The following is a 23,248-nucleotide window of genomic DNA, read 5'->3' as shown; positions in this document are numbered from 1 at the left end:
CACCTTTATTAGTCTGCATGACCGTAGTGTGAGAATTCCGAAATCGATTTATACAGGCAGTTTCTGATTCCCTGGACCTGTCCTAAATTTCCATTTCCTTGAATAGACATAAATAAACAGGCAAGGAGGTGTAAGGTTGAATACTTTTTTCGGATACATACTGCTTGGGCTGTCTTTATCCGCTCCCATTGGCCCCATTAATGCCTCTCAATTGGACAAGGGGCTGCGCGGGGGCTTCTTTCATGCCTGGCTCGTAGGTCTGGGGGCGCTTACCGCCGATCTGATATACATGCTGCTCGTCTATTTCGGCGTCGTACATGTACTCGATCAGCCCTTCATCAAAGCCTTTTTATGGTTTTTTGGCTTTTTTCTGCTGGTGTATACAGGCATTGAAAGCATCAAGACCGCTGGAAAAATAACGACGGCGAGCACCCGGGGGTATGGAGAATCTCACTTCAAGTCCTTTTGGTCCGGATTTCTCATGTCGCTGTTTAATCCGTTGTCCATCTTGTTTTGGCTCGGTATCTACGGCTCTGTCTTAGCCAAAGCTTCGAGCGATTATCCAATGCAGCAGCTTCTCATATACAGCGGTGGCATCGTGCTGGGCATCCTGCTGTGGGACTTCTCCATGGCGTCCGCTTCCAGCATGTTCCGCAGAGTGCTTACGCCGGGCGTACTGAAAGCCATTTCGGTCTTATCCGGCCTTTCGCTGATCGGCTTCGGTTTATATTTTGGCGTACAAGCCTATAGGCTGTGGTTTCCTTAAACCTTGTTCTTGCGTAGACGAATTCCCTTGAGATGAAAAATCGCTCCCCCAGGCATTGGACGAATGTCCTTGAGCGCCTCAGCCGGTCGCTGAGCTTTACTGTTTTCCGGAGCCTGGCGATTCTTACGGACCCGCTGCACGATCACATCGCATATCGCAATCAAAGCGACCAGCAGAAGGCTGATCCAGAAGCCCGGCCGGCTTAATTTATGAAATAACGTGCCCGATACGGCGCCTGCAATCAACACCAGTCCGCTCCAGCGCTTGACGCTGTTCCAGACGGACGATTCCAGCAGCTTGCCCGAAGACAGCAAAATAAAGGCCCAATTATATAGAAGCATAATGCCCGCCGCCGTCGTCACGTATTCGTAGACCTTCCCGGGCAGCAGCAGCGCCAGCACGATGGCCGCGGCCAGACCGCATAAGATCAGGGTCAAAGCGAACAGCGGATATTTTTTCTTCCATTTTCTTGAGAAGACTTTGGGGGCATCGCCCTCCTGCGCGAGCGTGACCATCATGGAGGTGACGGCGTACAGGGATGCGGTCATGGTGGAGAAGCCGGCGATGATAAGCACGCCGTTGAACAAATGCGGCACAAAGGCCAGCCGGTCGCTGGCCAAGGCCAAGACGAACGGACTTTTATCCGGCACAAACCCCTTCAGCGGTACCATCGTAACCGCCAACCCGATCGAAACGATGTACAGGGTTGCAAGCGACAGCAGCATCACTTTCCCCGCTTTCGGCGCATCTTTGGGCTCCTTCAGCCGGTAAGACATAATTCCCAGCACTTCGATCCCGCCGTAGGCATAAAAGGCAAAAATAAATGCCGACCACAAGCCGATGCCTCCATGAGGAAAAAAACGTTCCGGGCCCAGCGGTACTTTTGGTGCGTATTTGCCTCCGCCGATCCATCCGGCCAGCAGGGCAACTGCGAGTACGAGAAACATGACCATCGCAGCCAGCTTGATGACCGCCAGCACGTTCTCCACCCGGTCAAAGCCTTTGTTTCCGAAAAAAACGATCACCATCCCGCAAAGGCCGAAGCCGGTTGCGAATACCCACATCGGCACCGCCGGAAACCAGAAGCGCGCAAAGATGGACAAGGCCGTTAACTGGCTGCCCATAATCAGCAGCTCTGAGAACCAGTACACCCAGCCGCTGCCGAAGCCGGCCCAATTCCCGAAAGCTTTCTTGGCATAAGATCGGAAGGAGCCTTGCTCCGGCTGATTAGCCGTCATTCGAGCCAGTGCGTCAAAAACAATGTACGTACCGGCAGCCGCAAGCAGATAGACGATAAGCACAGCCGGGCCGCCAATGGTAATGGCCAAACCTGAACCCAAGAAATATCCCGTACCGATAGTTCCTGCAACCCCGAGCAGAGTGAGCTGCCACCATTTCAATTGCTGTTTAGACTGCGTGTTGTCCGAAGTCTTCCCCATAAAGGCATTCCTCGCTTGTTTATTATGGTATCGATCGCCATCTCCTTTAGAGTTCCCGGAATTCCCCTTTTCAGTTTGGCAATATCTCGCTTAGCAATGAACAATCTTTAACAGCGCGCATACAACCATGCTCCCATGCAATACTAACCCGGTAACCTCATCACACACGTAAAGGAGCATGCACATGTCCGGAATTTTAGGAGGCAATCCCAAAGACGAACCGCTGCACTATGGGGAAATCTTCAGCATTTTTGAAGCCTCGATGGCGGCAAAAGGAATGATTTCTTGTTATCGCGCTTATGCGTATCATGCCGGCGACCATGATCTCAAAAAAATTCTCGGCGATCTGATCAACCAAGCCGAACTGGAAGTCAGCGAATGCGACTCTCTGCTGGCCGAGAACGGACTGGCTACGTCCCCGTCGCTGCCGCACCGTCCTGAAACCAAGTTTGAGGACATTCCCGTCGGCGCACGGTTTACCGATCCGGAGATCGCCGCAAAAATCGCCGCCGACACCGCCGCCGGACTGGTGGCCTGCAGCACGGTGATGGGCCAAGCCATCCGCGAGGACGTCGGCGCCTTGTTCGGCAAATATCATGCGACCAAAGCCGCGCTAGGCATGAAAATTCTTCGCATGAACAAGAAAAAAGGCTGGCTGATCCCTCCGCCGCTGCAAATCAAGCGGCCGGAGCCGGTCAACGCTTAAGACACGCAAAAAAGCTCCTTCCGGCGGAAGGAGCTTTTTTCTATTTAAAAAATCTTTTTCTGGTCACGTTCCTCAATAATAATCTGCACCGCTTCCTTGAACCGGAGCGAATGCACGATTTCCCGTTCGCGCAGGAATTTCAGGCTGTCCTGCAAATCCACATCATCGGTCATGTCGATCAGCCATTGATAGGTCGCTCTCGCCTTTTCTTCCGCGGCGATATCCTCATATAGATCGGCAAGCGGATCGCCTTTGGCCTGGATATAGGTAGCCGTCCAAGGCACGCCGCCCGCATTTTCATAAAACAAAGCCCGGTCATGGTTCACAAAGTGCGCTCCGAGCCCGGCAGCCTCCAGCTCCTGGACCGAAGCGTCTTTGGTCAGCTTGTAAATCATGGTGGCAATCATCTCGAGATGGGCGAATTCTTCCGTGGAAATATCGTTAAGCACCCCGATCACCTTGTCGGGTATGGTATACCGCTGATTCATGTAGCGCAGCGCCGCCGCCAGTTCTCCGTCCGCTCCGCCATACTGCTCCGTCAGGTAACGCGCCATCCGGACATCGCATTTACTGACGCGTACCGGATATTGGAGCTTTTTCTCATAGATCCACATTCCGTAACCTCCTAAACGTATAAACTGTTTGCTTCGGTATCCTTGAACCGGTTATACCTGCCACGGCCACGGCGTCTCGACCCACTCAAACGGACATTTCGAGTAGGCGCGGCCGAAGTTTTGCAGCGGTCCATACAGCTCCTGGAACTGGTTGGCCAGACGCGTGCGCTCTTGGGTCAGTTGGTTGAATTGCTCAATGCTTTTTAAATCCTCGGGGTGGGTGTCCAGAAATAAATTCAGCTCGACCAGGGCAAAATCATACACCTGCAGCTGCTCCAGCATCTCGTAATAACGGGGGTCGCAAGCCTTCGTTTCCATCCCTCACTTCCCTCCTTTACTCTTCGATTCGTAAGGGCTGTAAAGCGCAGGCCAAAGCGTGCCCTTCTTCAGCGCTTCCGGCAGGGGAAACTGCGGCCAGCCTGACGGCTGGAAGGCGATGTACTGATTGGGCGGAACCACATACGTCTTATACGGGATCGGCGGACAAGGATCAAACGGACCTCGAAACGGTACCCATACGCGCTCCTGTGAACTCAAAGCTCTTACCTCCTCGCAGCTAAAGCTGCATTGTCTTTTGCCCAAATCTCTTCGTATTACTTTATGATTTTTAGGCAGGCGGTCAGAACCTGGGCGCACAAAAAAACCTTTTCCGCAGAAGACCGAAATCTTCAGCAGAAAAGGTTTGATCCATGTTATTCGATTATTGCTCTTCGCCGCCATCCGTTTCGTCCGGGGTCTCTTCCGCTTCCGGCTTCGTCAGCTTGCGGACGATAATGCGGGTAATGCGCAGCCGGGTCGATTCCTCCACCTCGAAGCTGACACCCTCCAGCACGATCTTTTTCCCTTTGGCCGGATTGCCCTCGAGTTCCTTGAACAGCCAGCCGCCGATGGTATCGACTTCGTCGTCTTCAATAATGACGCCCGTCAGATCGTTGACGTCTTCGATCAGCATCCGGCCTTCGACCGAATAGTAATCGTCAAACCGCTCCACGCTCGGCCGTTCGTCTTCAAATTCGTCATGCAGCTCGCCGACGATCTCCTCGAGAATTTCTTCCACGGTCAAAAGGCCGGCCGTACCGCCGTATTCATCTACTACGAGGGTTAGCTGGGCTTTGTTCTTCTGCATGAGCCGCAGCGCATGGCTGATCTCCATGGATTCGGGAACGTTCAGAATCGGCCGGACCAGCGTCGTCAGATCATTCTGCTGCTCCGGAGGCGCAAACAGCAGGTCCGTGATATGGATGAACCCGATAATCCGGTCCTTGTCCTCGTTCGCTACCGGATAGCGCGAATGTTTCGTTTCGGTGATGATGCGCATGTTCTCCTCCAGGGACAGATTGCTGTACAGCACATCCATGTCCGTACGGGGCAGCATGACCTCGCGGGCCAGCATATCGGAGAATTCAAAAATATTGTCCATCAGCTTCATTTCATCCTTGTCGATGACGCCGCTGTTGGCGCTTTGGTTCATCAGGATGCGGATTTCTTCCTCCGAGTGGGCCGCCTCCGCTTCGCTCGCCGGCTCGACGCCGACCAGGCGGAGCAGCGCGTTGGCGGATACGTTCAGAATCCAGATAAACGGCAGGAACAGGTTATAGAAGAACATCAGCGGCGCGGACAAGAGCAGCGCAGAGCCTTCCGTCTTCTGGATCGCCAGAGACTTTGGCGCAAGCTCGCCGAGCACGATATGTAAGAAGGTAATGATGGAAAAACCGACAATCACGGATACCGTCGAGATCAGCGCATGATCATGTACGCCGAGCTGGAACATCAGCGGCTCCACCAGCAGTTCGGATACGGCCGGCTCCCCGACCCAGCCGAGACCAAGTGAAGCCAGCGTAATCCCGAACTGGGTGGCCGACAAATAGGCATCCAGTTTCTTGTTGACCTTCAGCGCATAGCCTGCCATCTTGTTGCCCTCGGTGACCAGTTGCGTCAGCCTGGATTGTCTTACCTTGACCAGGGAAAATTCCGCGGCGACAAACACCCCGTTAAAAAATACAAGCACCAGAACCAGCAAAAGATTAAGCAGCAATCTTCCTACTTCGAATTCCGTATGCAACACCAACGCCCCATTTCTACAGAGAAATCGCTTTTCTCGATTTGAAATCCACTTCCGGATAATACATGTCTGCGACCAGCAGATTCGGACCGCAGCATCCGGCTTCATCGCAGTGGCAGTTGACCTTCTGATTCAGAGGATGCTTCATCTGCCACTCGGCAAAGATATCGTCCAGTCTGGCCCCGCTGATATTGCCAAACGCCGAAATGTCGGCAAAATCGGTCACGTAGACATCGCCGGTGAACATGTTGACGTTTACGCGGTTGCGACCGTCGGGATCGTTGCGCACGGTGACGTTCTTCTCGTTGCGCAGCCGGCCCAGCAGTGCACGGTCTTCCTCCAGGAAACTGCAGGCGAAGAACGGCAGGGTGCCGAACAGCATCCACATGTCCGGGTCGCGTTCGTCGAGCAGGCCGTGGATGGCGGCATTCATATCCTTCAGCGACAATACGGGAAGCGACGAAGCGAAACTGGATGCGTACATCGGATGCACCTCATGGCGTCTCGCGCCCATCTCCCTGATCAGCCGGTGAATTTGCGGCAGCTTCAGGTGAGTGCGGTAGTTGATCATCGACTCCGCGGAGATAAACATTCCGTCCGCGCTCAGCCGGCGCGAATTCTCAAGCATCGTATCGTACAGCCGGTAAGCCGCTTCTTTAGCCACCGGATGGCCGCTGTTCGCGAAGCCGACCTCATGGAAATCGTCGCCGTTTACGTAATTGAACGAAATATGCATGACATCGAGATAGGGTAAAAGCTTCTCATACCGCGCATACGGCATGGTCAGGTTGGAGTTGATTTGCGACCGGACGCCTCGCTCGCGGGCGTATTTCAGCAGCGGAACGATGACATTATCCACGGTGTCCGCGCGGAACATCGGTTCTCCTCCGGTAATGCTTATGGTCTGCAGATGCTCTACTTCCTCCAGCCGGTGAAGCATCTGGTGAAGCGGCAGCATCGCCCCTTCCTTCATCGTCAGGCTGTCGCCGACGGCGCAGTGCTCGCAGCGCATATTGCACAGATTGGTCACCGTCATCTCCACGCTGGTGAGCACATGCCGCCCAAAGCGGCGGAGCGAGGTAATCGGATCCCATGGATCGTAACTCGGCGACAGCTCCCGGAATGGTTCTGATGCGGGTTCTGCTATATTCATTTTTTACTCTCCTTTGTTGCGTATTCCTTATTATTAACCTAAATCGAAACAAAAAGAACGGCGTTTTATCCCATATCATACCATGGGCGGCAAAAAAGCGGCATGCCTCCGCCAACAAAAAGAGCGGAGCACCAAAGCTGGCAGCGCCTCCTCCCGCGCTTGCCTGCCTGATCCCCGCTGCCGACTAGTTATTCCATCAGTTGGCCTTAAGCATGCTCTCATCTTCGTCCGTCAAGTCTATGATGACAATGGACAGCGCTTTACCCAAATCTCTTTCAAACGGGACGACAGGCTCGCCCCCCGGTCCGGCAAAGACCCGCACCACCGGGCGGTGGGGAGTACTCGGATCGATCTTGACGACAACGCCAAATTCGCCATTACTGAGCTTAACGGTGAGGCCGAGCGGATAAATGGCTACACGGTCTCTGAACAGCTCCAGATGCCTCTGCTCATACAGCGTACCCGAGCCGACGTACAGCGCTTCGACCGCCTGATGCGGCAGCATCGCTTTTTTATAAATCCGGTTCGACGTCATGGCATCGTAGGAATCCGCCACCCCAAGCCATTTGGCGTATTCATGGATTTGCGGGCCGGTCAGCCCGCGGGGATACCCCGATCCGTCGATGCGTTCATGATGCTGGAGAGCGCAGTGGGCGGCGAGCAGCGGAATATTGGGTTCATCCTTCAGGATTTTATAGCCGATCTCGGTGTGGGCCTTCATATGGCGGAATTCATCGTCGCTCAGCATGCCGGGCTTCTGGACGATTTTGACCGGAATCTGCGTTTTGCCTATATCATGCAGCAGCGAGCCCAGCCCGAGCACCCGCAGCTCTTCTTTGCTGTAACCGTTAGCGATACCCAGAACAAGCGTATACAGGCACACGTTCAGTGAATGGACATACAGATAGTTGTCGGCTGTATTCATATCCGCGAGCATGATCATCGGAATTTCCTGCAGCGACATTTCGTCGAGAATGGAATCCATTACCCGGGAGAACTTCTTGTCTAAATGATAGAACCCTTTGGTGATCCCCGATGTATTCGACATTTCTTGAAACTGGGTGCGTATCACTTTAAGGGCATGATTCCGGGTTTCATCGCGCAGCATCCCCTCGATCTGTACATCTTCCGTGAATTTATCGTGGATGTACACATAGCCGATATCAATTCTGGCCAGCCGCGCAATAAGCGAATCCGTAAGCTCCACACCGTCCGCGAGAAGGACGAGACCTTCATCATTATAAATTTTTTTCCCCAACTTCATTCCTGCCCGAAGCTGATTCACGGATACTAAACGCACTCGGCTCACTCCTGCCCTAAACGGTAAATTACTATTCTGTTCCAGAACCCTCAAGTCACACTCTGTGTATGTACCGTTACCTTAAACGATTCCGCCAGGCCAGGTGATAAACATCAGTTTAATATGAACAGCCAGAATACAGCCGCAAGAATAAAGCGGTAAATGGCGAAGTGTGTAGGTCTGATCTTTTGAATTAATCTCATAAACAATATTACAACAACATAAGCCACAATGAAAGAAATCACAAAGCCAATTGCGAAATCCCAGATCGTATCACTCGTAAAATATTTAAAAGAATCGAGAAGCTCATAGCCTGAAGCGGCGCACATAATCGGAATGGCGATCAGGAAGGAGAAATCTGCCGAGGCCTTATAGCTTACCCCGCTCAGCATCCCCCCTGAAATGGTGGAACCCGAACGAGAGAAGCCCGGCCATAGCACGGAGATAATTTGATAGAGTCCGATGGCTAACGCCTGGCCGTAGGATAAGTCGTCCATTTCATGGGCCGTTACGCGAATCTTACGTTTGTTGACCCATTCGGCGATGATCATCAATATCCCCCCGGCGACGAGCGCCCAGAGGACGGTACCGGCACTGAAGAGGCTTTTAATGAAGTCGCGGGCAAAAAAAGCGACTGCGAGCGCCGGCACGATGCCGAGCAGCACATGGATCAGGTTCAGCCGGCGGGCCGGCATGATGCCGCCGCCCCGGGAGCGTTTGCCGCCAAGGCCAAGCAGGTCGACGATCCGCTGCCGGTACACGACTGCGATGGCAAGAATTGCGCCAAGCTGGATGACGATTTCATACGTCTTCATGATCGGCTCCTGGTCCTCGAAACCGAGCAGGTTGGCCGTCAAAATCATGTGGCCCGTTGAAGATACGGGGATAAACTCGGTAATGCCCTCGACGATAGCGAGAATGATTGCTGTAATTGTATCCATTATAGCCTCCTGATTTTGAAATTGTGCTGCTTAAAAAGAATCTGCCGGATCCGGCCGCACTTGCGGGATGCGGTAAAAACAGGGAGCAAAGGGCGAGCGCTATCGCTCGTCCCTCGATCCCCCCTTCATCTCCCAACGCTTACCCTCGGCCTCGTCGAGGCTGCCCGGACGCTGCAGCTCCATCCGTAGCAAATCGCGCAGGAAATGAGGGAGCAAAAATACGGCGTCCCCGTCGCCCGCCAGGCTTTCATAACCGGCATGAAAAGTAAACATATCAAGCGTACCGACGTTGTATACTTTGTCGTCATTCAGCGGTTCGCCAAGCACATAGGCCTCAATACAACTATCATAATTTAAATGTGCGGCGTCGTACAAGACGTTTACGCCGTCGATGGCCAAGCTGCCCAATGTATTCCCGCGGAAGCCATAGCCATAAATGGCTTTATCCTGGAATTCGGTGCTGAGGCTCTGCCGAAGCGCGGCGCGAATCGCCTTCCCGCTCAGCTTCACGATGCACGGGTTAATCGGCGAAGGGCAGAGACCGTGCAGCATTCCGGCACTGATCTTGCCGGCCGGCAATGTTCCCAGCAGCTGACCGGTATTGACCAGCGACAGGTCTGTGCCGGAAAACCGGCGCACCGCCTGCGCCAGCAGATTGCCGAAGACCGATTCGCCGTGGACGTCAAGCGGGAGTGCCCGGTCGGTAATCGCGACCGTCTCCGCAAGCGCCTCGCGGCTGTGCGCCAGATGAAGCGCCGCAGCGGGCGCAACGGTGTCCTCGTTTAGTTCAGGATTCACGGCAAGACACTCCCCGCCTGCATAGCGGAAACCCTCAGAAGGCCCGCTCCGCTCGAAACGCAACCGCCCGAGATAACGGCCGAATTTGCCCGCTCCGCATACGGCCGTCCCGGCAATCAGAAGCGGCTCCTCCAGCACATGATGGGTATGTCCGCCCAGGATCGCGTGAACACCCTCCAGCCGCTCAGCCAGCTGTTTATCGGCCGGCAAGCCCAGGTGGGACAAAACGATAACGAGATCGGCTTCCTGCGCAAGCCATTCGCACTGCTCACGCAGGGCCTGCTCCGGCTCGAGCGCATCCCATCCGAGCAGCGCATAAAAGGGAGTAAACGCCGCCGTAGCGCCGGTAATCCCGATTTTGATGCCGTCTTTTTCAAGGATCATCCGTTTCTTCATCCATGCCGGCGGCTCCCCGGTTGCGGATTCGAGCATATTGCAGCATATCACAGGACATTGAATGCCGGAGAAGACGGCTGCAAGCTGTTCCTGTGTAAACGTCAGCCCTTCGTTATTGCCGATGGTGATGGCTTCATAGCCCGTAAGATTCATGATATCGATATTCGCCTGGCCCATGCTGCCTTCCGTCTCCACGGCGGCTCGGTCCATATGATCGCCGATGTCCACCAGGAGCACAGGCTCATCCCCGGCAGCTTTCCGGAGGCGCCCGATTTCCGCCGCGAGCGGGCTCATCATTTCAAAATGGCTATGTATGTCATTGGTATGCAGTACGGTCAACGAGAGCGGTGCCGGTTCCATCCTCCTTGCTCCTTCCTGTAAATCGGATCTGTAGCGTAGTGAAAATGATGTCGAAGTTATCAATCCTGCAAAGCATAGCATAACATTTTCAAGGCCATTATGGTATATTAGAGACAAATTGGACATGATCCCGAGGTGATTTTAACATGCAGATTACCATCCGGTTGTTTGCCGGATTGGCTGAAGCAATAGGCTCTTCTGCTATCCGCTTTCCTATTAATGAAACTTCCGTCACCGCGGGCGAATTGAAGGCGCTTCTGTCCGCCTCCTACCCGGCTGCCGCCTCGCAGATTCAAGTATCGATGGTCGCCGTTGACCGGGAATATGCGCCCGAAGACACCGTCATCACGGGTCAATCCGAGGTGGCATTGATTCCGCCGGTATCCGGCGGCGAACCTACAAGCAGTGAAGCAGAGAGTGCGGACGGGAGATTTCGGATTACCGAGAGCCCGCTAAACGGTGAGGCGATGCTGGATAAGGTGCTGGGCGCCGACCACGGCGCCTCGCTGCTTTTTGTCGGGACCACGAGGGAAATGACCGCCGGCGTGAGAACGAGCGCGCTTCATTACGAAGCATACATCCCCATGGCTCTTGACAAGCTGCAGGAGATCGGAGACAATGTATCCCGCCAATGGGATGCCCGCTGCGCCATTGCGCATCGGATAGGCCTTGTGGGGCTGAAAGAAGCCAGCGTAATCATTGCCGTATCCGCCGCGCACCGTGACGTTTGTTATGAAGCCAGCCGATACGCGATTGAAGAGCTCAAGAAATCCGTTCCCATCTGGAAAAAAGACATCGGCGAGTCCGGCGAAACATGGCTGGGCGCCGACCCGCATGCTGCCGCTTATCCCACCGAGCGGAACGGACATCAATAACCATTGAATAATTCCGGCTTTGTTGCTATGCTGGAAAAAATCGCAATAGTAAGGTGGCATCCTGATTGAGAGTACACGTTAGGGATCTAAAACCGGGTGATTGCCTGCGGATGGACGCCTTCAGCTCGCGCGGACTGCATGTACTGCCCAAAGGCTCAATGCTGCAGCCGGAAGACATCCGCCGATTGGTGCAGCATGACGTCGAATACGTCGACATTGAAGAAGCCAGAATCGAACCTCCTCAGCCTTCCAGCAGGGTCTCGATCATCCAGACGGTTACCGAGAACTTTGACACCAGCATCGAGGGTTTGGAATCCGTGTTTATGGAAGCCTTAACAAAAGGAAGCTTCAACCAAACGGTAGTCGACGACATTCTTCAGCCTACGCTCGATTCGCTTGACAAGCACAAAGACGTCGTCACGCTGCTCTTGCTGCTGGATCGGGAAGACGACTATACATACAACCACTCTTTGCAAGTGGGGATGTTATCTTATTTTATCGCACTATGGCTTGGATATTCCAAAAAAGAATGCTACGAGATCGGACGCGCCGGATATTTGATCGACATCGGCAAATGCCGCATCAACCCGGCCATTCTGAATAAACCGGCCAAATTGACGGAGGCGGAGTTTGCGGAGGTGAAGCTGCATACCACCTACGGCTATGAAATAATCCGCAATTCCATGGATGATATGAACACCGCGCTTGTCGCCCTTCAGCATCATGAACGCGAGGACGGTTCCGGTTATCCCCACGGCTTGATCAAAGAGAACATTCACCCTTATGCCCAAATTGCGGCGGTTGCCGACATTTACAGCGCGATGACGTCTCACCGCGTCTATCAGTCGAAACAGGAGCTGATCACCGTCTTGCGCGAGATCAATACCTTGAGCTTCGGCAAGCTGAGCGGCAAATTGGTGCAAAGCTTCATCCAGCATCTGATGCCGAACTTTATCGGCAAACGCGTACTGCTGAGTACAGGCGACATGGGCGTCATTATTATGAATAATCCTCTGGACGTATTCCGTCCGCTCGTACAGAGCGAAGGCCGTTTCCTCGATTTATCGCGCGAGCGCAAGGTCGCGGTCGTCGAGATTTATATGGAATAGCATAGAATCGTAATTAAAAAGGGAACCTGCCAGCCTTCGGCTGAGAGGTTCCCTTTTTATATTCGTGTGCTATGCATGCCTTACTGTTCGCCGGCAGGAACATATGTGGCAACAACCACGCCGGAAGAAAAACGCTTGGTCTCAATCAGCTTCAGCTCCGTCTTCCCCAGGCTGTCGCCGAACAGCCGCTTGCCGCCGCCGGCCAGCAGCGGAAAGACCATCAGCCGGTATTCATCCACCAGTCCAAGGTTGATCAGCGATTGCACGAGCGTACAGCTGCCAAAGACGAGAATGTCCTTGCCCGGTAGGGCTTTAAGCTTGGCAATTTCTGCTTGCAGATCGCCTTGAAGGAGCGTGGAGCGGGTCCAAGCAAGATCGCTTAGCGTATTCGAAACAACATATTTCGGATATCCGTTCATCCACTGCCCGTATTCTCCGGTCTGTTCCAGCATGTTCGGCCAGGCGGCAGCAAATCCCTCATAGGTTACCCGTCCAAGCAGCAGCGCGTCGGCATTCCTCAGCTCCTCATACTTGAAGCGCTCCTGCTCTTCGGAGCCATAAGGAAAAGTCCATTGCGGATTCTCCATCACGCCGTCTAGCGCCATGAATTCGGACACAATCAATTTCCTCGTCATTCGGCCGACAGCTCGCTTTCCGTAACCCATTTATAATCATGGACTCTTTTGCCGCCATTCACCGGCGTGTAATTAACCATATAAACGGTTGTGCGCTCTGCCGAATCGATAATGGCCGTTACACCGCGCATCCCCGTCATGTGATCGGCCAGCAGGGTAACCTCTGCGCCGGGCTCATAAACCGCTTTACCCGCGCCTTTAATCTCTTCCTGAATGATCCATTTATGGTCGGTAATCCGTTTGCCGCCGCCGGAAGGCAAATAAGAGACCGAATACACAACCGTATCGTATGCGCTGGCGATCGTCGCGAGCGCCCCTTTCATCCCCGGTACATGCTCAGCAGTCAGATAGGCTCTGCTGCCTACCGCAAACTCCGGATGCTCTGCCGGTGCCGGTCCTGGCGGCCGGGTGGCCGGCGCAGCTTCATTCGCTGCTTCGGCAGCCGAAGCGACCGATCCGACTCTGCCTGACGTATCTCCTTTATCGGCTCCGCTGCTGGCGCATGCGGTGGCGATGATGCTGAGCAGCACAATCGCTGCGAGCGGAAGCAACAGCTTAATTGTCTTCATAAAGTAACACTCCTGTCCAAGTCGGTGTCTACCTCAAAAGTATTACCGATTAAAGTGTAACACAAACGGGAGCGTTGCAAGGGCGCCTGAACTAAAAATCGCAGCCAGAAATGGCGGAGACATGAACAAATTTGCAGGCAGCGCAAGGATTTTGCTTTTTCGTCCAATATCTAACATATTAGCCGCCGGAGTTTAATGTTTCTTGTCCCATTCGGATGAAAAAACGTGCCCGCCGGCTACGGCATTCCCTGCCAAGCCTGCGGACACGTCCATATAAGTTGAGGGATACCGGACCTGTCGCAGGTTAGCCGATACTGCCCTCCATCTCGAATTTGATCAATCTGTTCATCTCTACAGCATATTCCATCGGCAGTTCCTTCGTAAACGGCTCAATGAAGCCCATGACGATCATCTGCGTCGCTTCCGCTTCGGAGAGACCGCGGCTCATCAGGTAGAAGAGCTGCTCTTCGGATACTTTCGATACCGTCGCTTCATGTTCGAGCACGATGTTATCGTTCATGATCTCGTTGTACGGGATCGTATCCGACGTCGACTCATTGTCGAGAATCAGCGTATCGCATTTGATGTTCGCTTTGGCGCCTTCCGCCTGACGGCCGAAGGAAGCCAGACCGCGGTAAGTCACTTTGCCGCCGTGCTTACTGATCGACTTGGACACGATGGTCGAGGTCGTATCCGGAGCCAGGTGAATCATCTTCGCGCCTGCATCCTGATGCTGGCCTTTGCCTGCCACGGCAATCGAAAGTACGGAGCCTTTCGCTCCGCGGCCTTTAAGGACAACCGCCGGATATTTCATGGTCAGCTTGGAGCCGATGTTGCCATCGACCCATTCCATGTTCGCGCCCTCTTCGGCAACCGCGCGTTTGGTGACGAGGTTGTAGATGTTCGGCGCCCAGTTCTGGATGGTGGTGTAGCGGACACGCGCATTTTTCATGCACAAAATTTCAACGACGGCGCTGTGCAGCGAATTCGTGCTGTAAATCGGAGCGGTACAGCCTTCCACGTAATGCACGAAGCTGTCTTCATCCGCCAGAATCAACGTACGTTCGAACTGCCCCATGTTCTCGGAGTTGATCCGGAAGTACGCTTGCAGCGGAACCTCGCATTTGACGCCCTTCGGCACATAGATAAAGCTGCCGCCGGACCATACCGCACTGTTGAGCGCGGCAAACTTGTTGTCCGTCGGAGGAATGATCGTACCAAAGAACTTCTTGAACAGCTCCGGATGCTCGCGCAGCGCGGTGTCGGTATCCGTGAAGATGACGCCTTGATCCTCAAGGGTCTTCTGCATGCTATGGTACACGACTTCGGATTCATATTGCGCGGAGACGCCGGCCAGGAACTTCTGCTCAGCTTCCGGAATGCCCAGCTTGTCGAAGGTTTCCTTAATTTCGGCAGGAACCTCTTCCCAGGTTTTCCCTTGCTTCTCGGAAGGTCTTACATAATACTGGATGTCGTCGAAATCAAGCTCGTCGAGATTGCCTCCCCATTTCGGCATAGGCATTTTACGGAACTGCTCCAGTGCTTTGAGGCGGAACTCCAGCATCCATTCCGGCTCGTTTTTGATCGCGGAAATCTCTCTCACGATTTCTGGCGTAAGTCCTTTGCCGGACTGAAAGATCGACTTGTGCTCATCGCGGAATCCGTACTGGTATTCCTCCATTTCAGGCGCTTTTTTCGCCATGGGGTTCAGCCTCCTTATAAACTAATGATGTTGATGTTCCTCATCGCCGATGCCTTTGCGCAAGGCATTCCACGCCAGTGTCGCGCATTTGATGCGCGCCGGAAATTTATTCACGCCCGACAGGGCTTCGATATCTTCATATTCCTCAAAATCGACAGGATCGCCTTTCATGAGCGACGAGAAACGGTCAGCCAGCTCAAGCGCGTGCTCAACCGTCTGGCCCTTCACCGCTTCGGTCATCATCGAAGCCGAAGACATGCTGATCGAGCAGCCGTCCCCGCTGTAGCGGGCATCCTTGACCACGCCGTCCTCCACTTTAAGCTGAAGGGTGATGCGGTCGCCGCAGGTCGGGTTATTCAGCTCGATCTTCAGCGCATCGTCCCCGAAGGAGCCGCGGTTGCGCGGGTTTTTATAGTGATCCATGATTACGCGTCTGTACAGGTCATCCAAGTTCATAGGCGAAATACTCCTTTGCCTTGATTAGTGCATCGACCAAAGCGTCCACTTCCTGCTGCGAATTGTACAGGTAGAAGCTTGCCCGGGCGGTCGAACTGACCTCCAACCAACGCATCAGCGGCTGGCAGCAGTGATGTCCGGCCCGGATGGCAATACCTTGCGCGTCCAGCACGGTAGCGACGTCATGCGGATGCACATCGCCGAGATTAAAGGTTACGAGACCCACCGAACGATTGCGCGGACCGTAGATCGAGAGGCCCTCCACTTCGGATAAACGCTGCTCCGCGTAAGCGGCCAGCTCGGCTTCGTGGCGGTGGATTTCATCCAATCCGACTTCCTGTAGGAAGTCGATCGCCGCTCCGAGGCCAACCGCGCCGGCGATAATCGGCGTACCGCCTTCGAATTTCCACGGAAGCTCTTTCCAGGTGGAATCGTAAAGTCCGACATCGTCGATCATTTCGCCGCCGAATTCAACCGGCTCCATCGCCTCCAGCAAAGCTTTCTTGCCGTAGAGTGCTCCGATACCGGTAGGTGCAAGCATTTTATGGCCGGAGAGCGCGTAGAAATCGCAATCCAGATCCTGCATGTCTACTTTCATGTGCGGTGTGCTTTGCGCGCCGTCCACGACAATGACGGCGCCGTTACGGTGCGCGATAGCTGCGATTTCCTTCACCGGATTGGTGACGCCCATAACGTTCGAGACATAAGCGATAGCGACGATTTTCGTTTTATCCGTAATCGTCTGCTCTGCAGCCTCGACCGAGACGGAGCCGTCTTTTTGCAGCGGGATGAACTTCAAAGTAGCGCCCGTACGCTTCGCCAGCTGCTGCCACGGAATGAAATTGCTGTGATGCTCGAGTTGGGTGATGACAATCTCGTCGCCTTCGCCTACATTGGCCGGGCCGTAGGACGAAGCGACAAGATTGAGCGCCGTCGTCGTGCCGCGCGTGAAGATAATCTCTTTCGTACTGCGCGCCCCGATAAACTTGGCCACCTTCTCGCGGGCGCCTTCATAAGCGTCGGTTGCCCGGCTGCCTAAGGTGTGCACCCCGCGGTGTACGTTGGAATTGTCCCACTCGTAATATTTCTTGACCGCATCGATTACCTTTCGCGGTTTCTGTGAAGTCGCGGCATTGTCGAGATAAATCAGCGGATGGCCGTTCACCGACTGATGAAGAATGGGAAACTCTTCCCGGATGGATGGATTTATCATTGACCTAACTTCCTTTCCACGAGAGATTGGAGCTGATTACGCAGTCCCTCCAGTGGAATTTGCGACACTACTGGCGCAAGGAAGCCGTATATGATCAGTTTTTCCGCGTCATGCCGTGAAATCCCCCGGGACATGAGGTAATAGATTTGTTCCTGATTGACCTGTCCTACGGAAGCGGCATGGCCTGCGGTTACATCGTCTTCGTCGATAAGCAGGATCGGATTGGCATCCCCGCGAGCTTTCGGGCTAAGCATCAGCACTTTCTCCGTTTGCTGGCCGTCGGCCCGTGTGGCGCCTTTCTCGATCTTCGTAATTCCGTTAATGATCGAGGTCGCCGCATCGCGCATGACGGCGCGGGTGATCATGTCGCTCGGCGTGCTTTTGCCGAAATGCTGCGCCTGGGTTGTGTAGTTCAGTTTTTGCGAACCTGTACCGACCGCGATAACTTTGGCATCCGAGCTGGATCCGTTGCCTTTCAGCACGGATTTGGTATCGCTGGCCGTATCGCCGTAGTTCATTTCGCCGACGATCCATTCGATGATTCCGTCATTGTCGACAACGGCGCGGCGATAGGTAACATCCGTCGTATCAGCGCCGAACTGGTGAACCGTCGCATAACGAACCTTGGCGCCGGCGCCGACGAATACTTCCACCGCGCCGTTGTGCAGGCCGGCTTCGTTTTTGTCGGACACATAATTGTCCACGTACGTTACGGAGCTGTTGGTATCCGCCACGATCAAAATATGGGGAACGAATGCCGCTTCTGCATCGTCAGTCAAAAGTACTGCTTGCAGAGGGGTATCGATGACTACATTTTTCGGTACATAAAGGAAAACACCGCCGCTCCAGAGCGCCGCATGCAGTGCTGCCAGGGAATGTTCTCCAGGCAGAACCGCTTTGTGCAGATAACGCTGCACAAGATCGCCATGTTCCTTTGCGGCAGTCTGCAAATCGGTAAAGATTACGCCTTGAGCTGCTAGCTCCGGCGCCAGGCGGGCATATACGGCACCCGAATTGCGCTGGATGAGCAGGTTGCCTTCTTCCTGTCCGTTAATCAGCGACTGAATGGCAGCCGGGGCTTCACCCAAGGCCGCAAACTTCGTGCTTTCTTTATGGCTTCCATAGGTGTTCACGTTCCAGCGGTCGATCCGGGTCTTCTCCAGCTTCGGCAGGTCGAGGCCGGCCGCAAGCTCCAGCGCTTGGAGACGGTTATCGGTAAGCCAACCCGGCTCGCCGCTCTGCCGCGAAAATTCGCCGAGCGTTCCGGCGTCCACCGGAAGAATGGTTTGCGTCGTCATAAGTGGTTTCCTCCTTCCTTGGCGCCTCTTAAGCTTCTTGTCCTACAGTCTCATCTTCAATGCCGAGTTCTTCTTTAACCCATTCGTAACCTTCCGCTTCCAGGCGCTCTGCAAGCTCCGGACCGCCGGATTTGACGATTCTGCCTTGCATCATGACATGCACGAAATCAGGTTTAATATAATTCAGCAGGCGCTGATAGTGGGTAATAACAAGGAAACCGCGTTCCGGACTGCGCATGGAGTTCACGCCGGCGGCAACGATTTTAAGGGCATCGATGTCCAGGCCGGAGTCAATTTCGTCAAGGATGACGATCTTCGGATCGAGCATCATCATCTGCAGGATTTCGTTGCGTTTCTTCTCCCCGCCGGAGAAGCCTTCATTCAGATAACGGTGGAGGAATTCAGGATTCATCTCCAGCTCTTTCATCTTGCCTTCCATCAGGCGGATAAAGCGGATCAGGGAAATCTCTTGGCCCTCTTCGCGGCGGGCGTTGATGGCGCTGCGCAAAAAGTCGGAATTCGTAACGCCGCTAATCTCGCTTGGATATTGCATTGCCAGGAACAGGCCGGCGCGGGCACGTTCGTCTACCGACATCTCCAGCAGGTCTTCGCCTTCCAGTACGGCAGTTCCTTCGGTAACTTCATACTTCGGGTGCCCCATCAGTGCGGATGCAAGCGTACTTTTCCCGGTTCCGTTAGGTCCCATGATCGCATGGATCTCTCCGCCCTTCATTTGAAGGTTAATGCCTTTGAGAATTTCCTTTCCTTCAATTGTTGCCTTCAGTCCATCAATGACAAATTCAGCTGCCATATTCGTTATTCCCTCCACTTGTCAATTTGCGAAATCAGAACGTTGTATTATTACAGGGTGTCCCTGATTGTCGGCTTAGGCATAATTATATTGTATATCATTTTAAAATAATTATAAATTGAATCAGAGTGATTATCAATGATTCTCACTAATTTTATTACAACAGGGCCTTTTTTTCAAACGCCGTTTTCAGTCTTCATGCAGGCACAATCCGCGTCTAGACAGATATAACCGCATTTTTGTCTCACCGCCGGCCTGAAAAATAAATAAAGCCTCCGTCCGGAGGCTTTAATGGTTGGATTCATCATGCTTCGGGATGACGGTTTAACCGAGGAACGAGCGAAGCATCCATTGGTGTTTTTCGAGATCGCTGCGAATCTTGATAAACAGGTCGGCCGTTGGCTGATCGCTGACTTTCTCCGCCAGTTCAATGCCTTCCGTCAATTCTTCGGATACGGTCGCAAAATCTTCGATCAGCGCCTGCACCATGCCGCGGGTATCTTCTTTGCCGGTGGCTTCCTGAATCGTGCTGATTTCCAGGTATTCCTTCATCGTTGCCGCCGGGGTTCCCTTGATGCTGAGCAGACGTTCCGCTACCTCATCCATTTTGAGTGTAACATCGTCGTAAAGCTCTTCAAATTTGATATGCAGGGAAAAGAATTGCTCGCCTTTCACATACCAGTGAAAATTGTGAAGCTTAACGTACAGTATGTTCAGGTTGGCAACCTCGCGGTTCAGAACCTGTTCCAGTGAGGTAGTATCAACTTTATTGGATGTTTTAGCCATAAATAGATCCCTTCCTTGTCCATAGATTAGCCGGAAGCTTGTCCGTAATATCCCCGGCCGGTTCACGCGCACAACTGTATTTTACCCGCCGCCCCTTCGGGCGAAACAGCATCAAGGCCAGTACACAAAAGATACACAAAAGGGACCCGCAGGTCCCGGAACATTCAAGGAAATCCGCACGGCCAGCTTCGGCCCGAAGTGCCCTGGCACTTACTTAGACTTATAACATAAGCAGCAGGGCTTCTGCACCGGTCATGCCGGGAACAATACCCAGCTTCTCTGCTTCCAAAGTAACAGATTCGAGCGGTGCCGCAAGCAGCTGCGGAAGCGTACGGACGCCGACGGCCCGGCCTGCGATGATGCGACGGTCCGCGAGCGTAGCGTTGAGCAGCCCTACATCGAGCGCCCCGCACATAATGTAGCCTTTCTCCGTGCTGATCGACAAAAGCGTTGTCTTCGGCAGCTTCACTTCCACGCCGACCAGCGTATGGCCGCCCACCTGAACAGGTTCTAAGGTAACCAATTGTCCCCCTCCTTTATTCACAATACACGTTGTAAGTGTATGCGTTCACCCCGGTAGAGGTGTGGACGATGGTCCTGCAGGATGATAAAAGCAGAGGGTATTCAGTCCCGAGTTTCCAGAATCCGCTATATAATTCTCAGTTCATTAATGATATTATTAAAGAAATTGAATGAATTGTTTAATGAGCTGGGGGATCTATGGACAAAAAATTACAACATACCGACGGCAATTATCTTTTTAATGTCGACATCTTGATTAATGCCCGGACCAACCCGCTTGCCATGCAGTACATGCTGGAAATGTTGAACAACAATGATAAAGTTACAGATTTCAACATCAATTCCGGATTGGAGCTGGGCAGAACGATCGATACGCTGCTGCGCTCCGCCAAACTCGCACTATTGCAGGAAGCCTCTGCTCCACCGCAGCCGCAGCCTGCACAGCAGCCAGCCTCCAAGCCCGCCCCCCCTTCCGCGCGCAAGCCTGCCATCAGCAACCCGGCAGATGCATTTGGAAAGATCAGGGAGTATATCCGGGATAATAAGCTTGTGCGTCTACGTATGAACCGCCAGGGCAAGCAGGTATCTATGCCATGCCGTATTTTAAATTTTGACGAGCAAACAGGCAACCTTAGCGTTTACCATGTCGATGAGAAGCAGGTCTATACCTTGAAGCTTAATGAAATTGACGAATTTATGTAAAAGGTTAACTGTCCCTGCAAAATGCAAGCCTCCTCTCCGTTACGCGGAGAGGGGGCTTGTTTGCGGCCTTAGGCCTTTTGGCCGCGGGACAGGGCTTCCCATGCCAGGCAGAGCCAGCCGGCCAGAAAACAAACGCCGCCCAGCGGGGTAATTGCGCCGAGGACGGATATGCCGCTCAGGCTTAAGGCATACAAGCTGCCGGAGAACAAAATAATTCCTAGGCACAGCAGCCGGCCCGCCCATTTCAGCCGGGGGGACTCGCCCCATTGACCGATTACCAGCGCGATCAGGATCAGGCCGAGGGCATGGATCATGTGATAATGCACTCCGGTCTGATACACCTGCAAATCCTCTTCGCTGATTGCGTCCTTCAGCATATGCGCGCCAAACGCGCCGAACGCCACAGACAGCATTGCCAGAATTGCTCCCCAAGCCATCAGTCTTCGCTGCATCCGATACACTCCTTGTCGCTTTGCTTCTATATAATATTAACGTAATGAGGTGCATTAAATCCAGCGGTATCCCGGATATTTGGACAAGCTTGCATTTACCGGGAATTTGTGAAAAAGTGGAGATACATATCCCAAATGATTATACTGCACAAGGAGTGTTCCTTATGAACCGCCATACCGAAGCCGATTCCCCGGCCGTCCACGAAGAATCGCTGAACAAGTACGATAAACGCCATTCGGCCTTAGGCATTGCCTCATTCGTCATCGCGATCCTCACGGTTATCGGATACCTCATTTCGTTCGGGACCGTAGGACTGCGCACAGCATCCATTCTGAACGACAACAACAATGCCACAGGCTCCGCTGAATCCATCATGCTGCTCGGGTTGTCCGTGCTGATCCTGGTTGCCGTCAACATTGTCGGAGGCGTTATCGGCATTCTGGGCTTGACGCGTCGGCATACCCGCAAAATTTTCGCGGCGATCGGCACGATTGTCAACGGTGTTATACTTCTGCTGTTCATGCTGTTGATTGCCTCGATCCTGGTCAACGCGGGGGCCGCATAAACGATAACGGCGCCCCGGGCCCTACCGGTTTATGAGCGATCCCAGCGAAGCGAACACATGCGGGCCGAAACCCTCGGATGCTTCCCGCTGAGGAATATTCAAGGTGACGGCATATCCATGGCCGTCCACCTCTTTCACCATAAACTGCCGGGTCAAGCCGTCGCCGGTCGCCGTGAGGTACAGCATCACGTCGCCCAGGCGACGGCTTCGTTCGTTTTCGTCCAGCTCGGTGATCTTTCCTGTGGCTGCCAGCGCCTCATTTCCCAGCTTCCGCTGCTCCTCTAAATCGTATCCTTCCGGAAGTCTGACAATATCGGCATAATATCCAGGATCCACCTTCATCGCCAGCCGGCCTTTTTGCGGGTCAAACGTAAAGATGTCAAAGACGTACAGATCATAGTCCGCAGCCGTGTACAAGGTCGCGGTTTTCTCCTCCTCCATCCCCTCAATCGACAGCTTAAACGTCTTCGTTGGCGCAGGCGGCGATGCCTCCGGCGCGAGCGCGCCGGAATCTTCCGCCTTCTCCAGCTTGAAAAGCACGCGCTGCACGACGGACGGATCCCCGTCTACCTGTTTCTCTACATATTCGATATTGACCTTATCCTTCATTTCAAGCGTTTCCGGAATCGCCTCCAGGCCAGGGCCTAATTCAAAAGCCACCGGGCCTTCTTCGGTTTCGATTTCGACGGAATGGGCATCAATCTGCCCGACGTAAACTCCGGTTCCGGCAATCGTATCCTCGCTAGCCGGCGATGGGCTCGGCTGCGGTGTCGCCGTTGCCGTTGGAGCGGCAGCCGAAGGCGAAGGCGCCGCCGAAGCAGGAACATTTCCACCATCTCCGCCGCTGCAGGCGGATAGCAGGATAAGCAAACCGGCGGCCGTAATTTTCGGCAAAACCCGATGCAGTTTCATCTTGAACAGCCTCCTTCACGTCATTGTTGCGGCGTGCCCGGCAGCCGCGATGGGGCCGGCCGGTCGCCGCTACCTTATTAACGATATACCCGTTAATAAGGTTGC

Annotated in this window: 26 protein-coding genes; 6 read left to right on the top strand and 20 right to left on the bottom strand. The window is 53.7% G+C overall.

The features are described 5' to 3' along the window. Positions 1-136: 136 nt before the first annotated feature. A complete protein-coding gene (locus tag BMW84_RS00580) occupies positions 137-766 on the top strand; it encodes a LysE family transporter (RefSeq protein WP_091063266.1) in 630 nt (209 codons plus the stop codon). Here BMW84_RS00580 and BMW84_RS00575 read toward each other — a convergent pair. After that, complete coding sequence (locus BMW84_RS00575; protein WP_091063263.1) at positions 763-2,205, bottom strand: amino acid permease; 1,443 nt, start codon at positions 2,203-2,205, stop codon at positions 763-765. The two genes, BMW84_RS00580 and BMW84_RS00575, sit on opposite strands and share 4 nt — an antisense overlap. Positions 2,206-2,389: 184 nt before the next feature. On the opposite strand from BMW84_RS00575, the gene BMW84_RS00570 reads away from it, so the two are divergent. Continuing rightward, positions 2,390-2,911 (top strand): DUF3231 family protein, encoded by a 522-nt coding sequence (locus BMW84_RS00570; protein ID WP_091063261.1) that lies wholly within the window; start codon positions 2,390-2,392, stop codon positions 2,909-2,911. Positions 2,912-2,955: 44 nt separating this feature from the next. Here the strand turns inward: BMW84_RS00570 and BMW84_RS00565 are convergent, their stop codons facing one another. From BMW84_RS00565 to BMW84_RS00530, 8 genes are all read right to left on the bottom strand, one after another. Further along, positions 2,956-3,525, bottom strand: coding sequence for a manganese catalase family protein (locus tag BMW84_RS00565; protein WP_091063259.1), 570 nt, complete (start codon positions 3,523-3,525; stop codon positions 2,956-2,958). Positions 3,526-3,576: 51 nt separating this feature from the next. Continuing rightward, positions 3,577-3,843 carry a spore coat protein CotJB gene (locus tag BMW84_RS00560; RefSeq protein ID WP_091063257.1) on the bottom strand — a complete coding sequence of 89 codons (267 nt, stop codon included), beginning with the start codon at positions 3,841-3,843 and terminating at the stop codon, positions 3,577-3,579. 3 nt (positions 3,844-3,846) lie between these two features. After that, complete coding sequence (locus BMW84_RS24990) at positions 3,847-4,062, bottom strand: spore coat associated protein CotJA (protein WP_254772821.1); 216 nt, start codon at positions 4,060-4,062, stop codon at positions 3,847-3,849. Positions 4,063-4,225: 163 nt separating this feature from the next. Next, positions 4,226-5,593 (bottom strand): hemolysin family protein, encoded by a 1,368-nt coding sequence (locus BMW84_RS00550; RefSeq protein WP_091063252.1) that lies wholly within the window; start codon positions 5,591-5,593, stop codon positions 4,226-4,228. A 10-nt stretch (positions 5,594-5,603) separates the two neighbouring features. After that, positions 5,604-6,740: a radical SAM/CxCxxxxC motif protein YfkAB gene (gene yfkAB, locus BMW84_RS00545; protein WP_091063249.1), complete on the bottom strand. Its 1,137-nt coding sequence runs from the start codon at positions 6,738-6,740 to the stop codon at positions 5,604-5,606. Positions 6,741-6,936: 196 nt separating this feature from the next. Further along, on the bottom strand, positions 6,937-8,040 hold the full coding sequence (locus BMW84_RS00540) for an HD-GYP domain-containing protein (RefSeq protein ID WP_091063247.1): 1,104 nt from the start codon (positions 8,038-8,040) through the stop codon (positions 6,937-6,939). A gap of 113 nt (positions 8,041-8,153) precedes the next feature. Next, positions 8,154-8,981 (bottom strand): undecaprenyl-diphosphate phosphatase, encoded by an 828-nt coding sequence (locus BMW84_RS00535; protein WP_091063244.1) that lies wholly within the window; start codon positions 8,979-8,981, stop codon positions 8,154-8,156. Between the two features lie 99 nt (positions 8,982-9,080). Continuing rightward, positions 9,081-10,535, bottom strand: coding sequence for a bifunctional metallophosphatase/5'-nucleotidase (locus tag BMW84_RS00530; RefSeq protein ID WP_091063242.1), 1,455 nt, complete (start codon positions 10,533-10,535; stop codon positions 9,081-9,083). A gap of 146 nt (positions 10,536-10,681) precedes the next feature. On the opposite strand from BMW84_RS00530, the gene moaD reads away from it, so the two are divergent. Both moaD and BMW84_RS00520 read left to right on the top strand, forming a co-directional pair. Continuing rightward, positions 10,682-11,410 carry a molybdopterin converting factor subunit 1 gene (gene moaD / locus BMW84_RS00525; RefSeq protein WP_091063240.1) on the top strand — a complete coding sequence of 243 codons (729 nt, stop codon included), beginning with the start codon at positions 10,682-10,684 and terminating at the stop codon, positions 11,408-11,410. Positions 11,411-11,475: 65 nt separating this feature from the next. After that, positions 11,476-12,519, top strand: a complete 1,044-nt coding sequence (locus tag BMW84_RS00520) for an HD-GYP domain-containing protein (protein WP_091063237.1) — start codon at positions 11,476-11,478, stop codon at positions 12,517-12,519. A gap of 80 nt (positions 12,520-12,599) precedes the next feature. On the opposite strand, the gene BMW84_RS00515 is transcribed toward BMW84_RS00520, so the two are convergent. From BMW84_RS00515 to BMW84_RS00475, 9 genes are all read right to left on the bottom strand, one after another. Further along, positions 12,600-13,136: a dihydrofolate reductase family protein gene (locus BMW84_RS00515; protein WP_217646107.1), complete on the bottom strand. Its 537-nt coding sequence runs from the start codon at positions 13,134-13,136 to the stop codon at positions 12,600-12,602. A 14-nt stretch (positions 13,137-13,150) separates the two neighbouring features. Then, a complete protein-coding gene (locus BMW84_RS00510) occupies positions 13,151-13,723 on the bottom strand; it encodes a YdhK family protein (RefSeq protein WP_091063233.1) in 573 nt (190 codons plus the stop codon). A gap of 304 nt (positions 13,724-14,027) precedes the next feature. Continuing rightward, the gene (sufB, locus tag BMW84_RS00505) at positions 14,028-15,425 is read right to left on the bottom strand and encodes a Fe-S cluster assembly protein SufB (protein ID WP_091063231.1); all 1,398 of its coding nucleotides are present in this window, start codon (positions 15,423-15,425) and stop codon (positions 14,028-14,030) included. Positions 15,426-15,446: 21 nt separating this feature from the next. Beyond that, positions 15,447-15,881 carry a Fe-S cluster assembly sulfur transfer protein SufU gene (gene sufU / locus BMW84_RS00500; RefSeq protein ID WP_091063228.1) on the bottom strand — a complete coding sequence of 145 codons (435 nt, stop codon included), beginning with the start codon at positions 15,879-15,881 and terminating at the stop codon, positions 15,447-15,449. Beyond that, on the bottom strand, positions 15,868-17,094 hold the full coding sequence (locus BMW84_RS00495; RefSeq protein WP_175498625.1) for a cysteine desulfurase: 1,227 nt from the start codon (positions 17,092-17,094) through the stop codon (positions 15,868-15,870). Before BMW84_RS00495 ends, sufU begins: the two co-directional genes overlap by 14 nt. Beyond that, on the bottom strand, positions 17,091-18,392 hold the full coding sequence (gene sufD, locus BMW84_RS00490) for a Fe-S cluster assembly protein SufD (protein ID WP_091063227.1): 1,302 nt from the start codon (positions 18,390-18,392) through the stop codon (positions 17,091-17,093). Before sufD ends, BMW84_RS00495 begins: the two co-directional genes overlap by 4 nt. Positions 18,393-18,420: 28 nt before the next feature. After that, positions 18,421-19,203, bottom strand: a complete 783-nt coding sequence (sufC, locus tag BMW84_RS00485; protein WP_091063224.1) for a Fe-S cluster assembly ATPase SufC — start codon at positions 19,201-19,203, stop codon at positions 18,421-18,423. Between the two features lie 324 nt (positions 19,204-19,527). After that, a complete protein-coding gene (locus tag BMW84_RS00480) occupies positions 19,528-19,989 on the bottom strand; it encodes a Dps family protein (RefSeq protein ID WP_091063222.1) in 462 nt (153 codons plus the stop codon). Positions 19,990-20,209: 220 nt separating this feature from the next. Continuing rightward, positions 20,210-20,512, bottom strand: a complete 303-nt coding sequence (locus BMW84_RS00475) for a YunC family protein (protein WP_091063220.1) — start codon at positions 20,510-20,512, stop codon at positions 20,210-20,212. Positions 20,513-20,709: 197 nt separating this feature from the next. Here BMW84_RS00475 and BMW84_RS00470 point away from each other — a divergent pair, with 197 nt between their 5' ends. After that, the gene (locus tag BMW84_RS00470; RefSeq protein ID WP_091063217.1) at positions 20,710-21,213 is read left to right on the top strand and encodes a hypothetical protein; all 504 of its coding nucleotides are present in this window, start codon (positions 20,710-20,712) and stop codon (positions 21,211-21,213) included. A 68-nt stretch (positions 21,214-21,281) separates the two neighbouring features. Here BMW84_RS00470 and BMW84_RS00465 read toward each other — a convergent pair whose 3' ends face one another. Further along, positions 21,282-21,665 (bottom strand): DUF423 domain-containing protein, encoded by a 384-nt coding sequence (locus BMW84_RS00465; RefSeq protein ID WP_091063214.1) that lies wholly within the window; start codon positions 21,663-21,665, stop codon positions 21,282-21,284. A 164-nt stretch (positions 21,666-21,829) separates the two neighbouring features. Between BMW84_RS00465 and BMW84_RS00460 the strand changes: the two genes are divergently transcribed. Continuing rightward, positions 21,830-22,231, top strand: a complete 402-nt coding sequence (locus BMW84_RS00460) for a hypothetical protein (RefSeq protein WP_091063211.1) — start codon at positions 21,830-21,832, stop codon at positions 22,229-22,231. A 21-nt stretch (positions 22,232-22,252) separates the two neighbouring features. Here the strand turns inward: BMW84_RS00460 and BMW84_RS00455 are convergent, their stop codons facing one another. Next, positions 22,253-23,143 (bottom strand): hypothetical protein, encoded by an 891-nt coding sequence (locus BMW84_RS00455; RefSeq protein ID WP_091063208.1) that lies wholly within the window; start codon positions 23,141-23,143, stop codon positions 22,253-22,255. Positions 23,144-23,248 lie beyond the last annotated feature (105 nt).

Origin of the sequence: Paenibacillus sp. NFR01, assembly GCF_900111565.1 — a bacterium.
Lineage (GTDB): Bacteria > Bacillota > Bacilli > Paenibacillales > Paenibacillaceae > Paenibacillus_AQ.
This window is presented reverse-complemented; position numbering and strand designations above follow the sequence as displayed.

Bases quoted from the DNA above. Each gene is read 5' to 3' on its own strand.
- BMW84_RS00565 (WP_091063259.1), bottom strand. From the start codon at position 3,525: ATGTGGATCTATGAGAAAAAGCTCCAATATCCGGTACGCGTCAGTAAA.
- moaD (WP_091063240.1), top strand. From the start codon at position 10,682: ATGCAGATTACCATCCGGTTGTTTGCCGGATTGGCTGAAGCAATAGGC.
- sufC (WP_091063224.1), bottom strand. From the start codon at position 19,203: ATGGCAGCTGAATTTGTCATTGATGGACTGAAGGCAACAATTGAAGGA.
- BMW84_RS00535 (WP_091063244.1), bottom strand. From the start codon at position 8,981: ATGGATACAATTACAGCAATCATTCTCGCTATCGTCGAGGGCATTACC.
- BMW84_RS00455 (WP_091063208.1), bottom strand. From the start codon at position 23,143: ATGAAACTGCATCGGGTTTTGCCGAAAATTACGGCCGCCGGTTTGCTT.
- BMW84_RS00460 (WP_091063211.1), top strand. From the start codon at position 21,830: ATGAACCGCCATACCGAAGCCGATTCCCCGGCCGTCCACGAAGAATCG.
- BMW84_RS00495 (WP_175498625.1), bottom strand. From the start codon at position 17,094: ATGATAAATCCATCCATCCGGGAAGAGTTTCCCATTCTTCATCAGTCG.
- BMW84_RS00570 (WP_091063261.1), top strand. From the start codon at position 2,390: ATGTCCGGAATTTTAGGAGGCAATCCCAAAGACGAACCGCTGCACTAT.
- yfkAB (WP_091063249.1), bottom strand. From the start codon at position 6,740: ATGAATATAGCAGAACCCGCATCAGAACCATTCCGGGAGCTGTCGCCG.
- BMW84_RS00510 (WP_091063233.1), bottom strand. From the start codon at position 13,723: ATGAAGACAATTAAGCTGTTGCTTCCGCTCGCAGCGATTGTGCTGCTC.
- BMW84_RS00465 (WP_091063214.1), bottom strand. From the start codon at position 21,665: ATGCAGCGAAGACTGATGGCTTGGGGAGCAATTCTGGCAATGCTGTCT.
- sufD (WP_091063227.1), bottom strand. From the start codon at position 18,392: ATGACGACGCAAACCATTCTTCCGGTGGACGCCGGAACGCTCGGCGAA.
- BMW84_RS00470 (WP_091063217.1), top strand. From the start codon at position 20,710: ATGGACAAAAAATTACAACATACCGACGGCAATTATCTTTTTAATGTC.
- BMW84_RS00480 (WP_091063222.1), bottom strand. From the start codon at position 19,989: ATGGCTAAAACATCCAATAAAGTTGATACTACCTCACTGGAACAGGTT.
- BMW84_RS00560 (WP_091063257.1), bottom strand. From the start codon at position 3,843: ATGGAAACGAAGGCTTGCGACCCCCGTTATTACGAGATGCTGGAGCAG.
- BMW84_RS00575 (WP_091063263.1), bottom strand. From the start codon at position 2,205: ATGGGGAAGACTTCGGACAACACGCAGTCTAAACAGCAATTGAAATGG.
- sufU (WP_091063228.1), bottom strand. From the start codon at position 15,881: ATGAACTTGGATGACCTGTACAGACGCGTAATCATGGATCACTATAAA.
- sufB (WP_091063231.1), bottom strand. From the start codon at position 15,425: ATGGCGAAAAAAGCGCCTGAAATGGAGGAATACCAGTACGGATTCCGC.
- BMW84_RS00530 (WP_091063242.1), bottom strand. From the start codon at position 10,535: ATGGAACCGGCACCGCTCTCGTTGACCGTACTGCATACCAATGACATA.